Annotated in this window: 20 protein-coding genes; 9 read left to right on the forward strand and 11 right to left on the reverse strand. The window is 72.6% G+C overall.

Features of this window, described 5'->3' with window-relative positions; all coding sequences use genetic code 11:
- The first annotated feature begins 17 nt into the window (after positions 1-17).
- A complete protein-coding gene (leuS, locus tag QUE51_RS12155; RefSeq protein WP_434017271.1) occupies positions 18-2,537 on the forward strand; it encodes a leucine--tRNA ligase in 2,520 nt (839 codons plus the stop codon).
- A gap of 664 nt (positions 2,538-3,201) precedes the next feature.
- Here the strand turns inward: leuS and QUE51_RS12160 are convergent.
- From QUE51_RS12160 to QUE51_RS12170, 3 genes are read right to left on the reverse strand one after another with little or no spacing between them, the layout of a single operon-like run.
- The gene (locus tag QUE51_RS12160) at positions 3,202-3,819 is read right to left on the reverse strand and encodes a class F sortase (protein ID WP_286276645.1); all 618 of its coding nucleotides are present in this window, start codon (positions 3,817-3,819) and stop codon (positions 3,202-3,204) included.
- Between the two features lie 52 nt (positions 3,820-3,871).
- Positions 3,872-4,723: a DUF4397 domain-containing protein gene (locus QUE51_RS12165; protein WP_286276646.1), complete on the reverse strand. Its 852-nt coding sequence runs from the start codon at positions 4,721-4,723 to the stop codon at positions 3,872-3,874.
- 16 nt (positions 4,724-4,739) lie between these two features.
- Positions 4,740-6,197: a hypothetical protein gene (locus QUE51_RS12170; protein WP_286276647.1), complete on the reverse strand. Its 1,458-nt coding sequence runs from the start codon at positions 6,195-6,197 to the stop codon at positions 4,740-4,742.
- A gap of 181 nt (positions 6,198-6,378) precedes the next feature.
- Here QUE51_RS12170 and QUE51_RS12175 point away from each other — a divergent pair, with 181 nt between their 5' ends.
- Genes QUE51_RS12175 through holA form a run of 3 tightly spaced genes read left to right on the forward strand, consistent with a single transcriptional unit; the run spans position 6,379 to position 10,304 of the window.
- Positions 6,379-6,969, forward strand: a complete 591-nt coding sequence (locus QUE51_RS12175) for a ComEA family DNA-binding protein (protein ID WP_286276648.1) — start codon at positions 6,379-6,381, stop codon at positions 6,967-6,969.
- Positions 6,966-9,284: a ComEC/Rec2 family competence protein gene (locus QUE51_RS12180; RefSeq protein WP_286276649.1), complete on the forward strand. Its 2,319-nt coding sequence runs from the start codon at positions 6,966-6,968 to the stop codon at positions 9,282-9,284. The genes QUE51_RS12175 and QUE51_RS12180 overlap by 4 nt, the downstream gene beginning before the upstream one ends.
- Positions 9,285-9,293: 9 nt before the next feature.
- Positions 9,294-10,304: a DNA polymerase III subunit delta gene (holA, locus tag QUE51_RS12185; RefSeq protein ID WP_286276650.1), complete on the forward strand. Its 1,011-nt coding sequence runs from the start codon at positions 9,294-9,296 to the stop codon at positions 10,302-10,304.
- Positions 10,305-10,376: 72 nt separating this feature from the next.
- Here holA and QUE51_RS18420 read toward each other — a convergent pair whose 3' ends face one another.
- The 4 genes from QUE51_RS18420 to QUE51_RS12205 all read right to left on the reverse strand — a co-directional run bounded on the left by QUE51_RS18420 (position 10,377) and on the right by QUE51_RS12205 (position 12,616).
- Positions 10,377-10,499, reverse strand: coding sequence for a hypothetical protein (locus tag QUE51_RS18420; RefSeq protein ID WP_434017277.1), 123 nt, complete (start codon positions 10,497-10,499; stop codon positions 10,377-10,379).
- A 436-nt stretch (positions 10,500-10,935) separates the two neighbouring features.
- A complete protein-coding gene (locus tag QUE51_RS12195; RefSeq protein WP_286276651.1) occupies positions 10,936-11,367 on the reverse strand; it encodes a DUF2269 family protein in 432 nt (143 codons plus the stop codon).
- Between the two features lie 104 nt (positions 11,368-11,471).
- Entirely contained in the window at positions 11,472-11,732 is a 261-nt protein-coding gene (gene rpsT, locus QUE51_RS12200; protein WP_286276652.1) for a 30S ribosomal protein S20, read from the reverse strand.
- 143 nt (positions 11,733-11,875) lie between these two features.
- Entirely contained in the window at positions 11,876-12,616 is a 741-nt protein-coding gene (locus tag QUE51_RS12205) for an alpha/beta fold hydrolase (protein ID WP_286276653.1), read from the reverse strand.
- An 89-nt stretch (positions 12,617-12,705) separates the two neighbouring features.
- Between QUE51_RS12205 and QUE51_RS12210 the strand changes: the two genes are divergently transcribed.
- A complete protein-coding gene (locus QUE51_RS12210; protein ID WP_286276654.1) occupies positions 12,706-13,848 on the forward strand; it encodes a pyridoxal phosphate-dependent aminotransferase in 1,143 nt (380 codons plus the stop codon).
- A gap of 122 nt (positions 13,849-13,970) precedes the next feature.
- On the opposite strand, the gene QUE51_RS12215 is transcribed toward QUE51_RS12210, so the two are convergent.
- Positions 13,971-14,447 carry an NUDIX hydrolase gene (locus tag QUE51_RS12215; protein ID WP_286276656.1) on the reverse strand — a complete coding sequence of 159 codons (477 nt, stop codon included), beginning with the start codon at positions 14,445-14,447 and terminating at the stop codon, positions 13,971-13,973.
- A 140-nt stretch (positions 14,448-14,587) separates the two neighbouring features.
- On the opposite strand from QUE51_RS12215, the gene lepA reads away from it, so the two are divergent.
- The 3 genes from lepA (at position 14,588) to QUE51_RS12230 (ending at position 17,076) form a co-directional block, all read left to right on the forward strand.
- Entirely contained in the window at positions 14,588-16,441 is a 1,854-nt protein-coding gene (gene lepA / locus QUE51_RS12220; RefSeq protein ID WP_286276657.1) for a translation elongation factor 4, read from the forward strand.
- 90 nt (positions 16,442-16,531) lie between these two features.
- Positions 16,532-16,792, forward strand: a complete 261-nt coding sequence (locus QUE51_RS12225; RefSeq protein WP_286276658.1) for a hypothetical protein — start codon at positions 16,532-16,534, stop codon at positions 16,790-16,792.
- Positions 16,789-17,076: a hypothetical protein gene (locus tag QUE51_RS12230; protein ID WP_286276659.1), complete on the forward strand. Its 288-nt coding sequence runs from the start codon at positions 16,789-16,791 to the stop codon at positions 17,074-17,076. Before QUE51_RS12225 ends, QUE51_RS12230 begins: the two co-directional genes overlap by 4 nt.
- A gap of 75 nt (positions 17,077-17,151) precedes the next feature.
- Here QUE51_RS12230 and QUE51_RS12235 read toward each other — a convergent pair whose 3' ends face one another.
- Entirely contained in the window at positions 17,152-17,619 is a 468-nt protein-coding gene (locus QUE51_RS12235) for a hypothetical protein (protein ID WP_286276660.1), read from the reverse strand.
- A gap of 158 nt (positions 17,620-17,777) precedes the next feature.
- Between QUE51_RS12235 and QUE51_RS12240 the strand changes: the two genes are divergently transcribed.
- The gene (locus QUE51_RS12240) at positions 17,778-18,461 is read left to right on the forward strand and encodes a DUF1990 domain-containing protein (RefSeq protein ID WP_286276661.1); all 684 of its coding nucleotides are present in this window, start codon (positions 17,778-17,780) and stop codon (positions 18,459-18,461) included.
- 1 nt (position 18,462) lies between these two features.
- Here QUE51_RS12240 and QUE51_RS12245 read toward each other — a convergent pair whose 3' ends face one another.
- The gene (locus QUE51_RS12245) at positions 18,463-19,302 is read right to left on the reverse strand and encodes a pentapeptide repeat-containing protein (RefSeq protein ID WP_286276662.1); all 840 of its coding nucleotides are present in this window, start codon (positions 19,300-19,302) and stop codon (positions 18,463-18,465) included.
- Positions 19,299-19,691 carry an HAD hydrolase-like protein gene (locus QUE51_RS12250; protein WP_286276663.1) on the reverse strand — a complete coding sequence of 131 codons (393 nt, stop codon included), beginning with the start codon at positions 19,689-19,691 and terminating at the stop codon, positions 19,299-19,301. Before QUE51_RS12250 ends, QUE51_RS12245 begins: the two co-directional genes overlap by 4 nt.
- Positions 19,692-20,051 lie beyond the last annotated feature (360 nt).

Here is a 20,051-nt window from a genome sequence, read left to right on the forward strand (position 1 = left end):
CCCCGCCCAGCACGGAACTGCCCACCTTCGACCGCCTGCAGGAGAAGTGGCTCGGGATCTGGGACGAGCTGCGTCCATTCTCCACGGCGGATCCCTCGGACAACCGGCCGCGCAAGTACGTGCTCGACATGTTCCCGTACCCGTCCGGGGACCTGCACATGGGGCATGCCGAGGCCTACGCGCTCGGTGACGTGATCGCGCGCTACTGGCGGCAGCAGGGCTTCAACGTGCTGCACCCCATCGGCTGGGACTCGTTCGGCCTGCCCGCCGAGAACGCCGCGATCAAGCGCGGCGCCAACCCGGTCACCTGGACCTACGACAACATCGCCCAGCAGCGTGAGTCGATGCGCCGCTACGCGCCGTCCTTCGACTGGGACCGCGTGCTGCACACGAGCGACCCCTCCTACTACAAGTGGAACCAGTGGCTGTTCCTCAAGATGTACGAGCGCGGGCTCGCGTACCGGAAGGACAGCTGGGTCAACTGGGACCCGGTGGACCAGACGGTGCTCGCGAACGAGCAGGTGCTGCCGGACGGCACGTCGGAGCGCTCCGGCGCCCTCGTCGTCAAGAAGAAGCTGACCCAGTGGTACTTCCGCATCACCGCCTACGCGGATCGGCTGCTCGACGACCTCAACCAGCTCGAGGGCTCCTGGCCGTCGAAGGTGCTGTCGATGCAGCGCAACTGGATCGGCCGCTCCACCGGCGCGGACGTCGACTTCGCGGTCGAGGGCCGCGACGAGAAGATCACGGTCTACACGACCCGCCCGGACACGCTGCACGGCGCCACCTTCATGGTGGTCGCACCCGACTCCGACCTGGCCGCGGACCTGGTCTCGGGAGCCGAGCCGGGCATCCGCACCGCGTTCGAGGAGTACCTGCAGCGCACGCAGCGCAGCTCCGAGATCGAGCGACTCTCGGTCGATCGGGAGAAGACGGGCGTCTTCACGGGGCGGTACGCCATCAACCCGCTGAACGGCGAGCGGCTGCCGATCTGGGTCGCCGACTACGTGCTGAGCGACTACGGCCAGGGCGCCATCATGGCCGTCCCAGCCCACGACCAGCGCGACCTCGACTTCGCCCGCACCTACGACCTGCCGGTGCGTGTCGTGGTCGACACGACGCAGCCGGTGACGGGCGCCATCCGGATCATCCCCGCCGACGGCACGCTGCCCGAACTCGATGACATGAACCCGGTCCTGACCGGCACTGCGCTCACCGGCGACGGCCGCCTCATCAACTCCGGGCAGTTCGACGGGCTCAGCAAGGGCACCGCGATCGCGCGCGTCACCGCCTATCTCGAGCAGCATGGGCTCGGCCGCCCGGCCAAGAACTACCGGCTGCGCGACTGGCTGATCTCCCGCCAGCGGTTCTGGGGCACCCCGATCCCGATCCTCTACGACGAGGACGGCAACGAGATCCCCGTGCCCGAGGATCAGCTGCCCATCGCGCTGCCCTCCACCGAGGGCCTCGACCTCAAGCCGAAGGGCGTCTCGCCGCTCGCGGCCGCGACCGACTGGGTGACCACGACGACGCCCGACGGCCGTCCCGCGCTCCGCGACTCGGACACGATGGACACCTTCGTCGACAGCTCGTGGTACTTCCTCCGCTTCCTCTCCCCGAACGACGATTCCCAGCCGTTCGACCGTGCGGAGGCCGAGAAGTGGGCGCCCGTCGACCAGTACGTCGGCGGCGTCACGCACGCGATCCTGCACCTGCTCTACGCCCGCTTCATCACCAAGGTGCTGTTCGACCTCGGCTACGTGAGCTTCACCGAGCCGTTCAGCGCGCTGCTCAACCAGGGCATGGTGCAGATGGACGGCGCCGCGATGAGCAAGTCGAAGGGCAACCTCGTCCGGCTCTCCGAGCAGCTCGACCAGTACGGCGTCGACGCCGTGCGCCTGACCATGGCGTTCGCCGGCCCGCCCGAGGACGACATCGACTGGAAGGACGTCTCGCCGTCCGGGTCGCTCAAGTTCCTCAGCCGCGCCCTGCGTCTCGCGCAGGATGTCACCAGCACGCCGGATGCGATCTGGCGCAAGGGCGACGTGTCGCTGCGGCGGGTGACGCATCGGTTCCTCGCCGACGCGCCGGGGCTCGTGGAGGCGTTCAAGTTCAACGTCGTCGTGGCGCGGATCATGGAGCTCGTCAACGCCATCCGCAAGGCGATCGACTCGGGCCCCGGCCCCGCGGATCCCGCGGTGCGCGAGGCGACCGAGACGGTGGCGCTGGCCCTGAGCCTCTTCGCGCCGTACACGGCCGAGGAGATGTGGGAGATGCTCGGCTACCCGCCCTCGGTCGCGCTCTACGGCTGGCGGAAGGCGGATCCGACGCTGCTCGTCCAGGAGTCGGTCACCGCGATCCTCCAGGTCGACGGCAAGGTGCGCGGCCGCATCGACGTCCCCCCGACGATCGGCGCCGACGAGCTGGAGCGCCTGGCCCGCGCCGACGCCGGCGTCGCCCGCGCGCTCGGCGACCGCGAGATCGTCAACGTGATCGTGCGCCCGCCGCGCCTGGTCAACATCGCAACGCGCGGCTGACCGCCGCTCTCCGCATCACTGCGGACAAACCGCATCGGTCTCCGGTTGCGGTTTGTCCGCAATGATGCGGTTTTTCATTTGCACCGGCGGAGCGCCCTGCGTCGCCGGCCGGGGACGCTGGTAGACGGGAGCGCGCGCGGCGGCAGCTTGAGGCTTAGGACGATGCGACGTGGCCCGGTTTGCGCCGCCGCGTCGCGTCGCATGCGTTGCGAGCGTCTGCCGAGCGCGCCGCGGGAGGCCGAGCGCGGTGCGCAACGTCGAGCGCGCCGCGCAACGCCGAGCGCGGTGCGTCTCCCCGCTCGAGCGCGGCCCGAGGCACCGACCGCGCTGCATCCCTCACCGAGCGCGGTCCGTACCGACGAGCGCACCCCGTCTACACCCCGCGTTCGTCGTCACGCCCCGCGCTCGGCGCACGCCCCGCGCTCGGCGGAAAGCTGGACCTGGCGAGAGCGAGTACGGCCGCCCGCCACTGCGAAGCGTTCCACCCGTCGCGGCCACACTCACCGTCTTAAGCCCAAGCGACACCCCACGAGCGCCGCACGCGCCGGCCCTTACCCCGCTGGAGCCGAGCGCCACGCCCAGTCGCCAGCACAACCGCGACCCGCGGGACGGGCGGACAAATCGCGACGGCCAGCGAGAGTGCGGGATCCCCGCCCGACCCGCGCTACTCCACCGGGACGGCGAACACCACGAGGTTGTTGCGGTAGTGCATGGCGTCGAAGTCGTAGGGACCGTTGCAGGTGATGATGCGCAGCTGCGAGTTCGGAGTCGGGCCGTAGACCTGCTCGGTCGGGAACTCGGCCTTCGCCACGTCCTCGGAACGGTCCATCCGGTACTGCCGGGATGTGCCGTCGGACAGCTGCACCGTGATGGACGCGCCGGGCTGCAGCTCGTGCAGGCGCGCGAAGACGCCCGCGGTCTCGGTGTCGTCGACATGGCCGGCGAGGATGGCGGGGCCGACCGCCCCGGGGACCGCGCTGCCCGTGTACCAGCCGGCCGTGTCCAGGTCCCCAGGCGGGAGGAGCACGCGATTCTCGTCGAGGCTCAGGGGCGGCAGGGCCGCGTCGACGCCGATGTCCGGGATGAGCAGGCGCGTCGGGACGACCCCGGCCGCAGGCGTGTCCGCGGGCAGGGGCTGGGGATCCTGCAGGGGAGCGGCGGGAGCGGCCGCAGGCTGCACGGACACGTGCTGTGCGACCGGAACCGGCGCCGGGGCGGGGCGGGCCGCAGCGCCGCTCGCCACGGTGCCGCCCACGGCGAGCGCACACGCCACCGCTGCCACGCGGAGGAGTCCTCCACGGGGCGGGGCGGCGGCGCGATGCCGTGGCGTCCGATCAGGCACGGCGTGCCGTCTCCGCGCGGCGCCCGCGCAGACCCGCGAGCGTGAGCGCGAGAGCGAGGACGGCGAGCAGCACCCCGCCGGCGAGCGTCTGCTCCCCGGATCGCGCCGCGATCGCGAGCGCGCCCCCACCGGTGCTCATGCCGCCGACGGGCGTCTCGGTGACCGTCGAGCTGTCAAGGACCGACACGACGGTGAGTCCGCCGGACGCCTTGTCGACCACGAACAGGGTCTGCGCGGCGCCGTCGGCGAAGTCGACGTCGGCCGGCGTGTCACCGGACGACGTCGTGAGGGTGACGGTCGTCGCTCCGGGTGCGACGTCGGCGTAGGACCCGACGTCGCCGAAGGCCGCGTTCGAGGCGAGCTGGACGCCGGCGGCGGTCTTCACGCTGATCGAGTTCTGCGTCGTCGAGGCCTGGACCACCCGAGCGCGCGAGGTGCCGGCGGCGGGAGCGGTGAGGTCGTCCTCGATGGTCTTGATGTTGATGGACGCGTTGGGTCCGACGGCCGCGATGGTCACGGCCTTGCCGGACGCCACCTCGATGTCCGCGTTGACCACCGGGGTGTTGGTTCCCGCGACCGAGGGAGCCATGGCGAGCGCGTAGGTGCCGGGAGTCAAGGTCATGTACTTCGACACCCCGCCGTACGGCACGTCGGTCAGCTCGTACAGGGTGGTGCCGCCGGACAGGGCGCTGAGGCTGATGTCGGCCGCGGCGGTGTCGGGGGAGAGGTGGGCGACCCGGATGTAGCCGGGCGCGTCGGCGGCCGCGGCGGGCGAGACCGCGACCGCGGCCGGCACGAGCGCGAGCGCCAGCGCCAGGGTGAAGGGCAGGGAACGTCGTGGCATAGGAGGACTCCAGTGATCAGTCCCCGCCGGCGGCGGGGAGCGGGAAGGTGGCGAGCACGCCGTCGTCGGTCACAGAGACCGAGTCGACGGCGAACGTGCCGGTCAGGGCGGCGAGGAAGGAGGTGAGGGCGGTCATCGAGGCACCCTGGGTGCCGAGCTGCTCGCCGTCCATGGCGGTCACGAACAGCTGGCGGCGCGGCCCGTCCTCACCGGCGAGGGCGGGGAAGTCGGCCACGGTGACGTCGTGCTGGCTCAGCAGCTGACCCAGCACGATGGCGATCCGGCGATCCACCTCTCCGCTGGTCAGGAGGCGGGACGCCTCGCTCTCGAGGGTGAGCCGCGGGTTGCGGGCGAGCTCCTGCCCGACGGAGGCTCGGGCCTCCTGACCGGGGGCGGGCGTGGAGGCCGTGGCGGACGGCGTCGCCGCATCCGCCGAGGGTGAGGCGTCGGCGGGCGAGGATCCGGGCGACTCGGCGGCCACCGCCGAGGACCGCACCTCGAGGGCGGAGACGACGATGCCGGCGACGAGCGCGATCGTGACCGCCACCGCACCGGCCGCGGCGAGGATCCGGACCCGGGGCGAGGGGCGCAGGAGTGCGTCGAGCGCGCGGTCCGCTGCCCCCGCGGTGAGCAGGGCGAGCACGGGCGTGACGAGGACGGTGTAGCGCACCGGTTCCCCGCCGTCGGGCCACACGGACAGGACGAGGACGGTGAGGGCGAAGCCCGCCAGGGGCCGCGACCGGCGCGAGAAGAAGCCGAGAACGAGGGCCGCGGCGGCCACCACGGCTCCGACGGGGGAGGTGCGCAGCCAGTCGAGCACCGTCGTGCCGCCGAGGTGAGGTGCGACGTTGGGGTCGAACCCGACGACGGCCCAGCCGATTCCGACGGTCGCGAAGAACACGGCGCCCGAGATCGGCAGGGTGGGGATCCGGTGGCGCTTGCGGAGGACACGCGCGGCCTCCACAGCGAGGAAGGGGGCCGCCGCGAGGGCGAGGGGCGCGATGCCGGCGGCCAGCCCGGCCGCCAGAGCGGCCAGGGGCACCATGATCCGCCGGCGGCTTCGGACGGTGAGCAGGAGCACCGCGATCAGCAGGGCCACGACGGCCAGGTGCTCGGGAACGCCGGCGGAGGCGGCACGCACCGCAGGCGGCGCGACCGCGCAGAGCGCCGCGGCCAGCACCGAGCCCAGCCGGCTGACCCCCGACCGCCACGCCACTACGAAGACCAGCACGACCGCCGCGAGGACCGCCACCAGGGTCACGCCGGCGGGGAGCGGACCGGTGTGCTGTGCCCCGAGCGCCCAGGCGACTCCCACCGCCACGCAGAGCAGGAGGAGAAGCAGAACCGGGACGGCGATGCCGAGGAGAGCGCGCCGTCCGGTCGGGAGTCGACGCGAGCGCCGATGTCGCGACACGGCGCGCCGCCGTCCGCTCGGCGCCGTCGCCGGCGTCGACGAGGGGAGCAGTCCCGACATCCGACGCCTCCTCGCCCGGGGACTGACGCCCCCGTGCTGCGCCCCCAGGCTATTCCGCCCCCAGGCCTCCCTAGACCTTCCTGTCTACCTTGACGCCCTCCTCAGCCGAGGGCAACCCCTGGCATCCCACGGCTTTCCCGCCTCCTGATTTTCGGAGGCGCCTCCGTCCTACCTTTCCGGGATGGACGGGGACGGCCGGCTGGCGACACTGCTCGGGACCGATCGCCGCCGGTTGACCCTGGGCGCCGTGCTCGTCCTCGTGCTGGCCGCCGTCGCCGCGGCCGTGCTGCTCTCCGCCACATCAGCCGCTCGCCCGGCGACCGTCGTGCCCGTCCTCGCCCCCACGGCGCCCGCCGCGCAGGACGCCGTAGTGCTCGTCCACGTGCTCGGCGCGGTCCGCCGTCCCGGCCTGTACCCGCTCCCGGCGGGGTCCCGGGTCGTGGATGCGCTGGCGGCTGCGGGCGGACTGGCGGAGGGCGCGGATGCCGCCGGAGTGAACCTCGCGCGCCGGGTGGCCGACGGCGAGCAGCTGAGGGTGCCGGTCGCCGGAGAGGTCGCCGCGCCAACATCCGGCGAGCCGGAGCGGGTGGACCTCAACACCGCGACCGAGGAGCAGCTCGCGACGCTTCCGCGGATCGGACCGTCGCTCGCCGCCCGCATCGTGGAGTGGCGGGAGGAGCACGGATCCTTCTCCTCGGCCGACGACCTGCTCCAGGTCAGCGGCCTGGGACAGAAGACCGTGGACGGGCTGCGCGACCTGGTGGTGCCGTGACGCCGGACGCTCGCCTGGTGCCCGCCGCGGTCGCCGCCTGGCTCGGCGCGGCCGTCCTGATCGCCGACCCGGGCACGGCGTTCGCCGCCGCAGGAGGGCTCGGCGCCGTCCTCGTCGTCGCGCTGGCCATCGCCCTGCGCACGCGAGGCAGGCCGGCCGCTGTGGCGGCGCCGCTCGCGCTGGCCGCGGCCGTCGCCGGGCTGGTCGCCGTGTCCGTCGGCGTGACGGGGCCGCAACGGGCGCCCGACGCGCTCACCCGGCTGCTCGATCACGAGGGCACGGCCGTCGTGGAGCTCACGGCGGTTCCCCGGCGTGCCTCCGGTCCCCTGGAGACGGCCATCGTCGAGGGCAGCCTGCGCGAGTACCGGGGTGGCGGCGCGACCGTGGTCTGCGCGACCCCGGTGCTGCTCTTCGTCCGCGGCAGCCCCGATCAGGCCGGACTCGGCGGTGGCATCGGCGCCCGGATCCTCGCCGGGGTGCGCCTCGACCGCGCTGAGCCCGGGGACGACGTCGCCTACCTCGGCTCGGCGACCGACGTCCGGCAGGTCACGCCGCCCCCGCCGTTGCTGGCATGGGCGTCGGCCCTTCGGCGAGGGTTCACCGCGACCGCAGGCGAGTTGCCGGGCGACGGCGGACAGCTCCTGCCCGGGCTCGCCATCGGCGACGACAGCCGCGTGCCGCCCGACCTGACGGGCGACATGCGGAGAAGCTCCCTCAGCCACCTCACCGCGGTTTCCGGGGCCAACTGCGTGGTGGTGGTCGCCACGATCCTGCTCCTGGCTCGCCGGCTCCCGCGCGTGCCTCGGCTGGGACTCGCGGCTCTCGCCCTCGGAGGGTTCGTCGTCCTGGTGACGCCCCAACCGAGCGTGCTGCGGGCGGCCACGATGGGGCTCCTCGTGCTGGTCGCGACGGCGCGGGGACGGCCCGGCGGAGGCCTGCCGACGCTGGCGGCAACGGTCGTGCTGCTGCTCGTGCTCGACCCGTGGCTCTCCCGCGACGCCGGCTTCGCCCTCTCGACGCTGGCCACCGCCGGGCTGCTGGTGCTGGCCGCGCCCGCGACCGCGCTCCTCGGTCGCGCGCTGCCGCTCCCGCTCGCCGCGGCCCTCGCCGTGCCCGCCTGCGCCCAGCTCGCGTGCCAGCCCGTCCTCCTGCTGCTCGACGCGCGGCTGTCCCTCTGGTCGGTGCCCGCCAACCTCCTCGCCGGGCCCGCCGCACCTCTGGCGACGCTCGGCGGGCTGGCAGCCTGCCTCGTCCTTCCGTGGGCGCCCGGCCTGGGTCAGGTCCTCGCGGCGGCCGCATGGGCACCGGCCGCCTGGATCGCTGCGGTCGCCCGGTTCTTCGCGGGCCAGGACACGGGTGGCGTGCCGTGGCCGGACGGCGCAGGCGGTCTCCTGCTGCTCGCCGCGATCTCCGTCACGATGGGTGCGGCGCTGCTGCGGCCCGCCGCTCGCCGGCTCGGCATCGTCGCGGTCGCGGCGCTGCTGGCCGGAAGCGGGGCCGCGGCCGGAGCCGCGCTCGGCCGGTCCGGGTCCATACCGCCCGACTGGCGGATCGCGTCCTGCGACATCGGGCAGGGTGACGCGAGCGTGCTGCGGGGCGACGGCGGGCGGTTCGCCCTCATCGACACGGGCGACAACCCCGCCGCCCTCGAGCGGTGCCTCTCCACGCTCGGGGTCCGGCGGATCTCGCTGCTCGTGCTCACCCACTTCGACCTCGACCACGTCGGGGCGGCGCCCACTCTGGCCGGAAAGGTGGACGAGCTGCTGGTCGGCCCGTCGGACGGCCGCGATGCCGACCGGCTCGCCGCCACGCTGGCCGCAGGGGGCGCGCAGGTCCGCCGGGCGGCGGTCGGGGACTCCGGCCGGCTCGGCGACCTCGGCTGGCGCGTGCTCTGGCCGGGCCCGGGGATCCCGCCCGGAAACGGGGCGAGCGTCACGATCGAGGCCACCGCTCCCGGTCTTCGGGCCCTCTTCCTCGGCGACCTCGGCGAGGAGGCGCAGGACGCGCTGCTGCGCTCGGCCGCGCCCAGACCGGTCGATGTCGTCAAGGTCGCTCACCACGGATCCGCGGACCAGAGCCCTCGGCTGTACGAGCGCATCCGAGCCAGCGTGGGACTGATCTCGTGCGGCGCCGGGAACGACTACGGGCACCCGACGGCACGGCTGCTGCAGGTCCTCGCCGACGTGGGAACCACGCCCCTGCGCACCGACCTCGAGGGAATGCTGCTCGTCGCGCCCGGGCCCGACGGCGTGCGCGTCTGGACGGAGCGCTCGCCGGATCGCGACCCCGCGACCGCCGTCGGACACCGCGGTTAGGCTGATCCGGTGGCAACCCGGGCACCTCGCGCCGCGTCGAAGCCGGCGCTCGGCTGGAACGACATCCGCCCGGCGCCGGTGGTTCTCGTGTCCGGCACGGAGACGTACCTCGCCGAGCGGGCGATTCGGAAGCTCCGCGACATCCTCGCCACGGAGGATCCCAGCCTGGAGGTGACCGACCTCGACGCCTCCGACTACGCGCGCGGCGAGCTGCTGTCCCTGGCGAGCCCCTCCCTGTTCGGTGAGCCGCGGATGATCCGGGTCGCCAACGTCGAGAAGTGCAGCGACGACTTCCTGACGGAGGCGCTGCGCTACCTCGAGTCGCCGGCGAGCGACGCCTACGTCGTCCTGCGGCACGGCGGGGGAGTGCGCGGCAAGCGCCTCCTCGACGCCCTCCGCGCGGGCACGGGCGGAGCCATCGAGGTGGCCTGCCTCGAGCTGAAGAAGGACTCCGACAAGTTCGACTTCGCGGTGGGCGAGTTCCGCGCCGCCGGTCGCCGGATCACGCCGGGCGCCCTCCGCGCAGTCCTCGCGGCGTTCGGCGACGACCTCGCCGAGCTGGCCGCCGCGTGTGCGCAGCTGATCTCCGACGCGAGCGACGAGATCACCGAGGGCGTGGTCGACAAGTACTACGGCGGGCGGATCGAGACGAACGCGTTCAAGGTCGCCGACGCCGCGATCGCCGGCCGCTCGGGCGACGCGCTCGCACTCCTGCGGCACGCGGTGGCCGGAGGGGCGGACCCGGTGCCCATCGTCGCCGCCTTCGCCGCGAAGCTCCGCACCATGGCGAAGGTGATGGGCGCCCGGGGCAGCGCGGCCGCGGTGGCGTCCTCGCTCGGCCTCGCCCCATGGCAGGTCGAGCGGGCTCGGCGGGACGTGGAGGGCTGGACCGAGGCCGGGCTCGGCGCCTGCTTCGAGCTGCTCGCCGACACCGACGAGCGGATCAAGGGGGCCGCCCGCGACCCGCACTTCGCCCTCGAGCGGATGGTCCGCGGGATTGCCGCGCGCGGCGCCATCTGACCCGAGCGGGTGGTCGGCGTCGCCGGTCGCGCGGCTCGGCTCCTGGCCCCCTCCGCTCCGACCGCCGGCGGGTCAGCAGTCGCAGACCGGCAGAGCGCTGGGTGCGGTGAGCGGGTCGGGTGAGCGGCGCCCGACTCCGGAGTCGGACTCGACGGGAAGGCCCTCGCGCGCCCAGTACTCGAAGCCGCCGAGCATCTCGCGGACCGGGTGGCCCCGCTCGGCGAAGGCCAGCGCCGCCTTGGTCGCTCCGTTGCAGCCGGGACCCCAGCAGTAGACGACGACCGGGGACCCAGGGGGATCGGCAGGTCGGCATCCGATCGGATGAGAGCGGTCGGCAGGTGCACCGCTCCGGGCACCCGGCCCTGCCCCCAGGCGGCGTCGCCACGGCTGTCGACGAGGGTGAAGCCCGGCTCGCCGGTGTCGAGGGCCGCGGCCACGTCGGACGCGTCGGTCTCGAAGGCCAGACGCGAGCGGAAGTGCGCGGCTGCGGCGTCGGCGGTCGACGAGCCGGCGGTGGCGCGAAGTGTCGTGGTCATTCCCGCAGTCTCGGCGAGGGCCGGCGCGGGGCGCCGCGGGCATCCTGCCGACCTTCGCGGACATCCTGCCCGGGGAGTGGCCCCTCAGGGGCGGACTACGGCTTCCAGACCATGAGCACCACGACGGCGACCAGGAGCAGCGCCGAGACGCCGGAGCCGCCGGCGATGCGCCCGTAGAGCGGGCGGGTGGCGACCGACGCGTCGCCCTCCGCGGCGGAGCGCATGGCGGGGACGACGACGAAGAGGTTCACGAGGAGCGCGATGGCGTAGAGGATCAGCGAGCCGAGGATCCACGGCGTGCCGATGGACAGGTGGAACCGTTCGTCGGCGACGCCGAGAAGTCCGAAGCCGAGGAACACGACGAGGATCGAGAGGAGGCTGAACACGAAGGTCGACCGGGCGAGAGTGGCCACCTGGCCCCGCTCGCCGGTCCGGAGCGCACGCATCGCGCTCATCGGCAGGATCGCCATGGGCCCGGCCAGGAACACCGCCCCGACGACGTGCAGGACGTTGAGGACGGTCGCCATGTTCCCGATTTTAGGCGGGCCGCTCGGGCGGGCCTGGGAGGGTGCCGCGCCCCAGAAACGCGAAAAGCCCCGCTCGAGGCGGGGCTTCTCGGGTGCGGTGTCGCTCAGAGCGAGGCGACCTGCTTGGCGATGGCCGACTTGCGGTTCGCCGCCTGGTTCTTGTGGATGACGCCCTTCGAGGCCGCCTTGTCGAGCTTCTTGGTCGCGAGGGCGAGCGCGGCGGCCGCCTTCTCCTTGTCGCCGGCGACGACGGCCGTGCGAGCGCTGCGGATGGCCGTCTTGAGCTCGCTCTTCACGGCCTTGTTGCGGTCGTGCGCCTTCTTGTTGGTGCCGATCCGCTTGAGCTGCGACTTGATGTTTGCCACGAGGAATACCTTCTGATTGCTGCTGGATGGTGGGGCCGGCGACCGCGGTACGGTGCGGAACCCGCCGGCATCGGCGCCCCTATCCGGGCGCGCAAAGCCAACAGAGAACATTACCAGGCCGGGAGGGCGGCCGCCAGCGGCGGTCAGACCCGGTCGGCGGCGCTCCTCGCGGCCGTGACCAGGATACGCGTGAACTCGTCGGGCCTCGTCAGGCTGACCAGGTGCGAGGCGCCGGGCACGACGACCAGCTGCGACCACGAAGCGGGCAGGCCGGGTCGCGCACGCGCCGCGGCGAGGTAGCGGCGCTCCTCCAGACGGAAGTGGTCGTAGCGCCCGTTGACGAGGAGGATCGGCACCCGGATCCGGGAGATCGCCGCGATCGGCCGCACGGCCGCCATGGCCCGGAGGCCGTCCTCCATGACGTCGAGCGGCACCCCTCCGGCGGTCACGTCCGCTCGTCCTGGCTCTGGGATGAAGAGGTCCACCATGAACTGGTTGAGCCAGGCGCCCTGGTCGGGCATCCGACGGATGGCGTCGGCGAGAGCGCGGTAACCCGTCAGGGGCGCCGCGTGCGGGGTGGTGCCGCACGCCGCGGCGAGGAGCCCGTCGATGCGTCCGGCTCCCCGTTCAGCGGTCCAGTGCAGGGCGAGGTAGCCGCCGAGGGAGAGGCCGCAGAGGATCACCGGTCCCGGCAGCCCGTCGACGGCGGCGTCGATGGCATCGAGGGCACCGTCGAGGGTGAACCGCTCGCCGACTCGGGTGCCGTGCCCAGGCAGGTCGACCGCGCGGGACCGGACCCCGGCCTCGTCGAGGGCCTCGACCTGCGCGCGCCACATCGTCGCGGAGGTCCGGATGCCGTGCAGGAGCACGATCGAGGGGCCCATACGAGCGAGACTACGCGGCTCGCCGCCCCTCTCCGCGGGCGCCGCGAGCCGCCCTTTCCCGGCATCGGGCGCGACTACGCTGACCAGCCGTGCCCCTCCTCGCGCCCCACGTCGCGTCCGTGCCCGCCTCCGGCATCCGCCGCATCCACGAGATCGCGGTGCAGCTGCCGGACGTGATCTCGCTGGCGATCGGCGAGCCCGACGTGCCGGTCGCGGCCCACGTCCTGGCGGAGGGCAGCGCCGCATGGCTCGCCGACGACACCGACTACACCGCGAACGGCGGCATCCGGGAGCTGCGCGAGGCGATCCAGGACAAGCTGCGCGACCGCAACGGCATCGACGCCGATCTGGAGCAGATCTGGGCGACGAACGGCGCCACGCAGGCGCTGCACCTCGCGATGAGCCTCACCCTGGGGCCCGGCGACGAGATCCTGCTCCCCGACCCGGGGTACACGACGTTCGCGATGAGCGCGCGGATGCTGCACGCCCAGCCGGTGCCATACGCGCTGCGAGCGCCCGCCGGCTTCCTGCCCGAGCTGGACGAGCTCGAGCGGCTCGTCACCGACCGGACACGCGTGCTCGTCGTCAACTCGCCGTCGAACCCGCTGGGCGCCGTCTTCCCGCCCGAGGTGCTCGCCGAGCTGCTCGACTTCGCCGCCCGGCACGACCTCTGGGTCATCAGCGACGAGGTGTACGAGGCGTTCACCTACGGCGCTCCGCACACGAGCCTGGCCGCCCTCGACCGTGACTCCCGCGTGTTCAGCGCCTTCTCCGTCTCGAAGACGTACGCGATGACCGGAGCCCGCGTCGGGTACCTGGTGACGCCGCCGGGCTTCGCGGCCGTGCTGCGGACCTATCAGGAGGCCACCATCTCCTGCCTCAACACCCCGGCCCAGCGCGCGGCGGCCGCGGCGCTGAGGGGCGACCAGTCGCACGTCGAGGAGGCGGCGACCCACTACCGGGGAAACCTCGACGCGGCGACCGCGCTGCTCGACGAGCGCGGACTGCGGTACCTCGAGCCGACCGGGGCGTTCTACCTCTGGATCGACGTGTCCCACGCGACGGACGGGGACGTCGCGGCGTGGGCCGAGCGCTTCCTGCTCACCGAGCGCGTCTCGGTGGCGCCCGGCTCCGCGTTCGGCCGTAGCGGCGAGGGCTGGATCCGCGTGTGCGCCGCCGCGTCCCGGGCCGACCTCCTCGAGGGCCTGCGCCGCCTCCCGGTCCCCGCCTGACCCCTAGGGTCCCGCTCCCTGACCGAATCAAGGAGATCTCGAGGAGAACGGCCGGAGTTCCGCACGACCCTGATGGCGGGGTGGCGAATCTCCTTGATTCGGTCAGGCAGCTTTCGGGCGGCTCAGAGCTCCTCGAGGTCGAGAATCGCGGCCTCCTGGTCAGCTAGCACGTGCGCGATCCGCCGGAGGGACCTCGCGTCGAGCTCCGGAAGGGCATCCGTCGGGAACCAGCCGACCTCGAGTGACTCGTCGTCCGCGACGTGAGCCTCGCCGGCCACGTACCGGCAGCGGAACGTGAGGTCGGTGTACTGGGTGCGGTCGCCGTTCGGATGGGTGATCGGCACCGTGACCGACACCACGGCGAGCCGCTCGACGGTCGCCGTGACGCCCGTCTCCTCCTCGATCTCCCGCACGACGGCCACGGCGGGATGCTCGCCGGGCTCCACGATGCCGGAGACGGTCGACCAGCCGCCGGTGTCGAGGCGGCGGCCGAGCAGCACCCGATCGCCGTCGAGGACGACGCCGCTGACTCCGATGAGCCACAGCGGGTCGTGGCCGATCCTCCGGCGGAGGTCGAGGACGAAGTCGGGAACCGGCATGCGGGGGAGCCTAGGGGCATCCCGCGCCGGTGCGGGTCCTGCGGACAGGTGGCGCCCGTCTTCGTGGAAGGGGGTGTCCGCACGCCCCGCGCGAGTGCGGGAGCCAGGCGGCGTCCCGCGGCGTGGGACACTGGAGCGTCATGCCACGCGCCCTCCGACCGCTCGAGCCAGCGGCCACCGATCCCGCGGCGATCCGGAACTTCTGCATCATCGCCCACATCGACCACGGCAAGTCCACGCTCGCCGACCGCATGCTGGGGATCACCGGCGTCGTCTCGGACCGCGACATGCGCGCGCAGTACCTCGACCGCATGGACATCGAGCGCGAGCGCGGCATCACGATCAAGAGCCAGGCCGTCCGGATGCCGTGGAGCGTGGGCGGCGACACCTTCGCCCTCAACATGATCGACACCCCCGGTCACGTCGACTTCACCTATGAGGTGTCGCGCTCGCTCGCCGCGTGCGAGGGAGCGATCCTCCTCGTCGACGCGGCACAGGGCATCGAGGCGCAGACCCTTGCGAACCTCTACCTGGCGCTCGAGAACGACCTCGAGATCATCCCGGTGCTCAACAAGATCGACCTGCCGGCCGCCGACCCGGACAAGTACTCCCGCGAGCTCGCTCAGCTGATCGGCGGCGATCCGGACGACGTCCTCCGCGTCTCCGGCAAGACGGGCATGGGCGTCGAGGAGCTGCTCGACCGCGTCGTCGAGCGCATCCCGGCCCCGAAGGGCGACGCGAACGCCCCGGCCCGGGCCATGATCTTCGACTCGGTCTACGACTCCTACCGCGGGGTCGTCACCTACGTCCGCATGGTCGACGGCAAGCTGAATCCGCGCGAGCGCATCCAGATGATGTCCACGCGCGCCACCCACGACATCCTCGAGATCGGCGTCAGCGCGCCCGAGCCGACGCCCTCGAAGGGGCTCGCCGTCGGTGAGGTGGGCTACCTGATCACCGGCGTGAAGGACGTTCGCCAGTCGAAGGTCGGGGACACGGTCACGACCGCCGCCAAGCCCGCGACCGAGGCGCTCGCCGGCTACACCGACCCGCTGCCCATGGTCTTCTCGGGCGTGTACCCGATCGACGCGAGCGACTATCCCGCCCTCCGCGAGGCGCTCGACAAGCTGAAGCTGTCGGACGCGGCGCTGCAGTACGAGCCGGAGACGAGCGTCGCGCTGGGGTTCGGATTCCGCTGCGGGTTCCTCGGGCTCCTGCACCTCGAGATCGTCACGGAGCGCCTCGAGCGCGAGTTCGACCTCGACCTCATCACCACGGCGCCGAGCGTGCCGTACGACGTGACCACCGAGGACAAGAAGACCGTCACGGTCACGAACCCGAGCGAGTATCCGTCCGGGAAGATCGACAAGGTCGTGGAGCCGGTCGTCAACGCGTCGATCCTCGCGCCCAAGGACTACGTCGGCGCCATCATGGAGCTGTGCCAAACCCGTCGAGGCACGCTGAAGAGCATGGACTACCTCGGCGAGGACCGCGTCGAGCTCAAGTACACGCTGCCGCTCGGCGAGATCGTCTTCGACTTCTTCGATGCGCTGAAGAGCCGCACGCAGGGCTACGCCAGCCTCGACTACGAGCCCGCCGGCCAGCAGGAGGCGGACCTCGTGAAGGTCGACATTCTCCTGCAGGGCGAGACGGTCGACGCGTTCAGCGCCATCGTGCACCGCGACAAGGCCTACGCCTACGGCACGCTGATGGCCGGCCGCCTGCGGGAGCTGATCCCGCGCCAGCAGTTCGAGGTGCCGATCCAGGCCGCCATCGGCGCCCGGATCATTGCGCGAGAGAACATCCGTGCGATGCGCAAGGACGTGCTCGCCAAGTGCTACGGCGGCGACATCACCCGCAAGCGCAAGCTGCTGGAGAAGCAGAAGGAGGGCAAGAAGCGGATGAAGATGGTCGGCCGCGTCGAGGTCCCCCAGGAGGCGTTCATCGCTGCCCTCTCCGGCGACACAGAGGGCAAGGACTCGAAGAAGAAGTAGCAGCTGCGCGCCTTCGGGCTCGGGCGACGCTGGTGGGTACCGTGAGGGCATGGAAGAGCCCCGCTTCGGCCGCTGGCATCCCTGGCAAGCGTGAGGCGGATCGTCACAGGTCCCCTGGCTGCCGGGATCGCCCTCGTCGTCTCGGGTCTGGTGTTGATCGCCGTGGGGCAAGCCGATTCCGCGAGTGAACCTGCGATTCCTCTCGGGATCTCCTACGCTCTGCCGCCGCCCGCGCCGCTCACCCTCCTCCTGATGGTGACGCCGCTCTCGGTGACGGGGCTTGTGTGCCTCGGTCTCGGCATCGCCGGTATCGCCTTCGCTATCGGAGTCGGCTTCGGGCAGAAGCGGTGAGGCGTGCACCCCTGATCGCCGCGCTGACCGGCGTCGCTCTCCTGCTCATCGCCGTCGGCATGCCGGCAGCGCTCGCGCTCGTGAGCGGCGGACCGCGCCGCTACTACGCGTATGAGCCCCCCACCGGTGTCCTCCTGGAACTGACCGCTTCGACTCTCGCCTCCGCGGTCGGCGTAGCTCTCGCGCTGTTCTGTCTCGGCCTCTCTCTGGGGCTGCTTCTGGGCGCCCGCCGACGGCCCGAGCAAGCGGAAGTACGTGACGACTTGCCAGAGAATCCCGCTTAAGGGGCGTCTAAGCGGGATTCTGTGGCAAGTCGCCCCCCGCTCCGAGATGCGGGAACGCGGCGAGCTTCGCGGGCCTCAGTCTTCCGGGAGCGCTACGGGACGGGCGGTCCACACCGGAAGTTCGCGGGTCCGCTCCCGTCGCAAGCAGACGAACATGCCGACCGCACCGAGGACGCACATTGCAATCGCGATGAGGGTGCGCACCTCCAGTTGCGGCGCCCCGTTGAAGAGCAGTGCGACAGCGACCCCGACGGCCAGCGCGCCCACCGGGGCCAGGACGGCCGGCAGCACGGTGGGCCCCGACACGGCGCGGTCGACCGCTCGGTAGAGCAGCCGACTCACTCCCGCGGCGATCACTCCGGCGAGGAGGCCGATCGGCACTGCGAGAAATGCGACGCTCATGCCCCAGAGGCCCAGCCAGAGCTCGAAGTCGTAGGTGGACCGCGAGAAGAGGAAAGTCGTTCCGACCGTCATGGTGAGAGCGCCCCACCCGACCGAACCACCGATGATGCGGGACCAGCGGACATCAGCACGCACGCTCATCGGCGTCACCATAGCGATCCCGACACGCCCGACCCCGCCGCCGCGCCCGGGGCGGAGGTGAGTGCACCTCACAGTGCGGCGCGCTACCGTCGATACATGCGTTACGCACCTCCCAGCCGCTCGCTCCGCGCGCGGGCCACCTGCGTCGGGGGATCCCGATGAGCGGCCCGAAGCGGCGGTCGACGGCGACCGGCGGTGACGACTCCCTCAACTACGCGGCGGTCGGGGCCACCCAGAGCCCCGACGTTGTGCTGTATCCGCCGACCGGATTCCGCCCGTTCCAGTCCAGCCGTCGGCTCGGCAGCGGGCAGGAGCGCTTCGACATCGCCTCCCGTGCGCTCATGACGTGGGGCATCCACCGCAACAGCGGCATCCCGGTCACCGACATCGCGCGCGATCCCAACGCCGTCTACACCGGCATCGAGTACGACGAGCTCGGTCGGCCGCTCGCCCCCGCGGAACCGCAGGAGGAGCTGTTCTCGCCGGACGGCACGCCCTACGTCTCCGCCGGCACGACCGCCCTCATGCACTTCGCGATCGGCCCCTTCAAGGTCGAGGCTCCGGTGAAGGTCGTCTACGTGCTCGATGAGCCGGGCAAGGTCGGCTTCGCCTACGGCTCCCGCCACGGACATCCGGCACGCGCCGAGCAGTTGCAGTTCGTCGAGATGGAGGAGGACGGGTCGGTCTGGCTGACGATCCGCTCGATCTCCGCGCCGACGGGGCCGCGGCGGGGCCCGACGGTCGCCCTCCTGCGCGCGGCCCAGCGGCACTACGCGAAGCGGTTCCTCACGTCGCTGCACCCGACGAGGTCCGCCGGAGCGTCAGGGTCGGCCGCGTCCTGAGCTAGCTGCCCCAGTGGCCGGGACGGCCCAGCCGTCCGGGGAGCCGGGTGCCGCCGTCGCCGATCGCGGAGGCGACCTGGGGCCGGGTGAGAAAGAGCGCCTCGGAGAGGTCGGCGCCTCGAAGGTCGGCGTCCCGCAGGTCGGCGCCGAGGAGGTCGGCGCCGCGCAGGTCCGCGCCGCGCAGGTCGGCGGCGATCAGGAGGGCACCGCGCAGGTCCGCGCCGCGAAGGTCGCGGCCCTGAAGGACGGCACCCAGCAGGTCCGCCCCGGGGCCCAACCGACGGCCGGTCTTCTTCGGAAGCACCGGATAGCTCGCGCGCTGGAGCGCGCTGGCTCGCCGGAGCAGGTCGCCGACCTCCCGGCGCAGCGCCGGAACGTCGGCGGACAGGATCTCGTCCGGGGCGCCCGTGGTGACCCGCTCGATGGCGCCTTCGGCGTCCCGGAGGGCGGGCAGCAGCGGTCCCGCACTCGGCAGGTCGATCGCCTCGGCCAGGTGCCACAGCAGCTCCTGAAGCTGCCGCACGATCGGGAACACCGCGAACATCGGAGCGCGGACGTCGGGGTACTCGCGCCAGGAGCGGCCGCCGAACGTCTGCTGCGTCACCTTCTGGCCCGCGCCGAAGCAGTCGAACGCGGTGCAGCCGCGGAAACCGCGAGCCCTGAGGTCCGGGTGGATGCGGCACCGGTCGTCCGTCTCCAGATGCGTGCACGGATCCCCGGCGCTCTTGTCGAACGCGAAGTCCGCTGAGCGCGCGAACGCGAGCGCAACACAGCAGAGGCCGACGCACCGCGCGCAGTCGGCCACCAGCGCGGCCGAGCGGTCCGGAAGGACTGCGGTCACGCGCGGAGCGCCTCCTCGTTTGATGCCGCCCGCAGCCACTTGAGGAGGTCGTCGAGCCCGGATACGAGGTCCGGCAGGACCAGCACCGCGCCGGTGCGACGCAGGCGCTCGACGGAGAACGCTCCGGTGGCGACGGCGAGGAAGGGGATGCCCGCCGCGGCCGCCGCGGTGTCGTCGGTCGGGGTGTCACCGATGATGAGGTGCGGCTGGCCGGCGAGGGCGGCGGCCGCCGCGGCGGTCACCTCGGTGCGAGCGCGGGCCGTGCCGCCGAAGAAGGAGTGCTCCCAGTCGAAGACGGCGGGGTCGAGGCCCGCCCCGAGAAACTTGGTGCGGGCCCGGACGGACGAGTTGCCGGTGAGGAGGGCGTTGACCCAGCCCTCCGCCGCCACGGCGTCCAGCGCCTCGCGAGCACCGGGAACGAGCTCCCGCCGGTCCGCGGAGCCGTGGCGCTCGACCGCGAGCTCGTCGAGGCGTGCGGCGACGGCGTCCTGGAATCCGGGGAGAGGTCGTACTCCGCGAGCCGCTCGGCGATGATCTGCCCGTCGACCTTCCCGTGCTCGGCGGGCCGGGGGCCCTCAGGCTCGAAGCCCGTCACCTGCTGGATCGCCTCGTCGTAGAGGCCGCCGCCGTTGCGGGCGTTCTGCAGGAGGGTGCCGTCGATGTCCCAGAGCACGTACTTGGCCATGCCTCCACGGTAGCCGCCGCCGCGACGCCCCTCCTCGCGCCCCGATCCGGTCGGGTCCTTCCCA

Origin of the sequence: Naasia aerilata (assembly GCF_030296595.1) — a bacterium.
Taxonomy (GTDB): Bacteria; Actinomycetota; Actinomycetes; order Actinomycetales; family Microbacteriaceae; genus Naasia; species Naasia aerilata.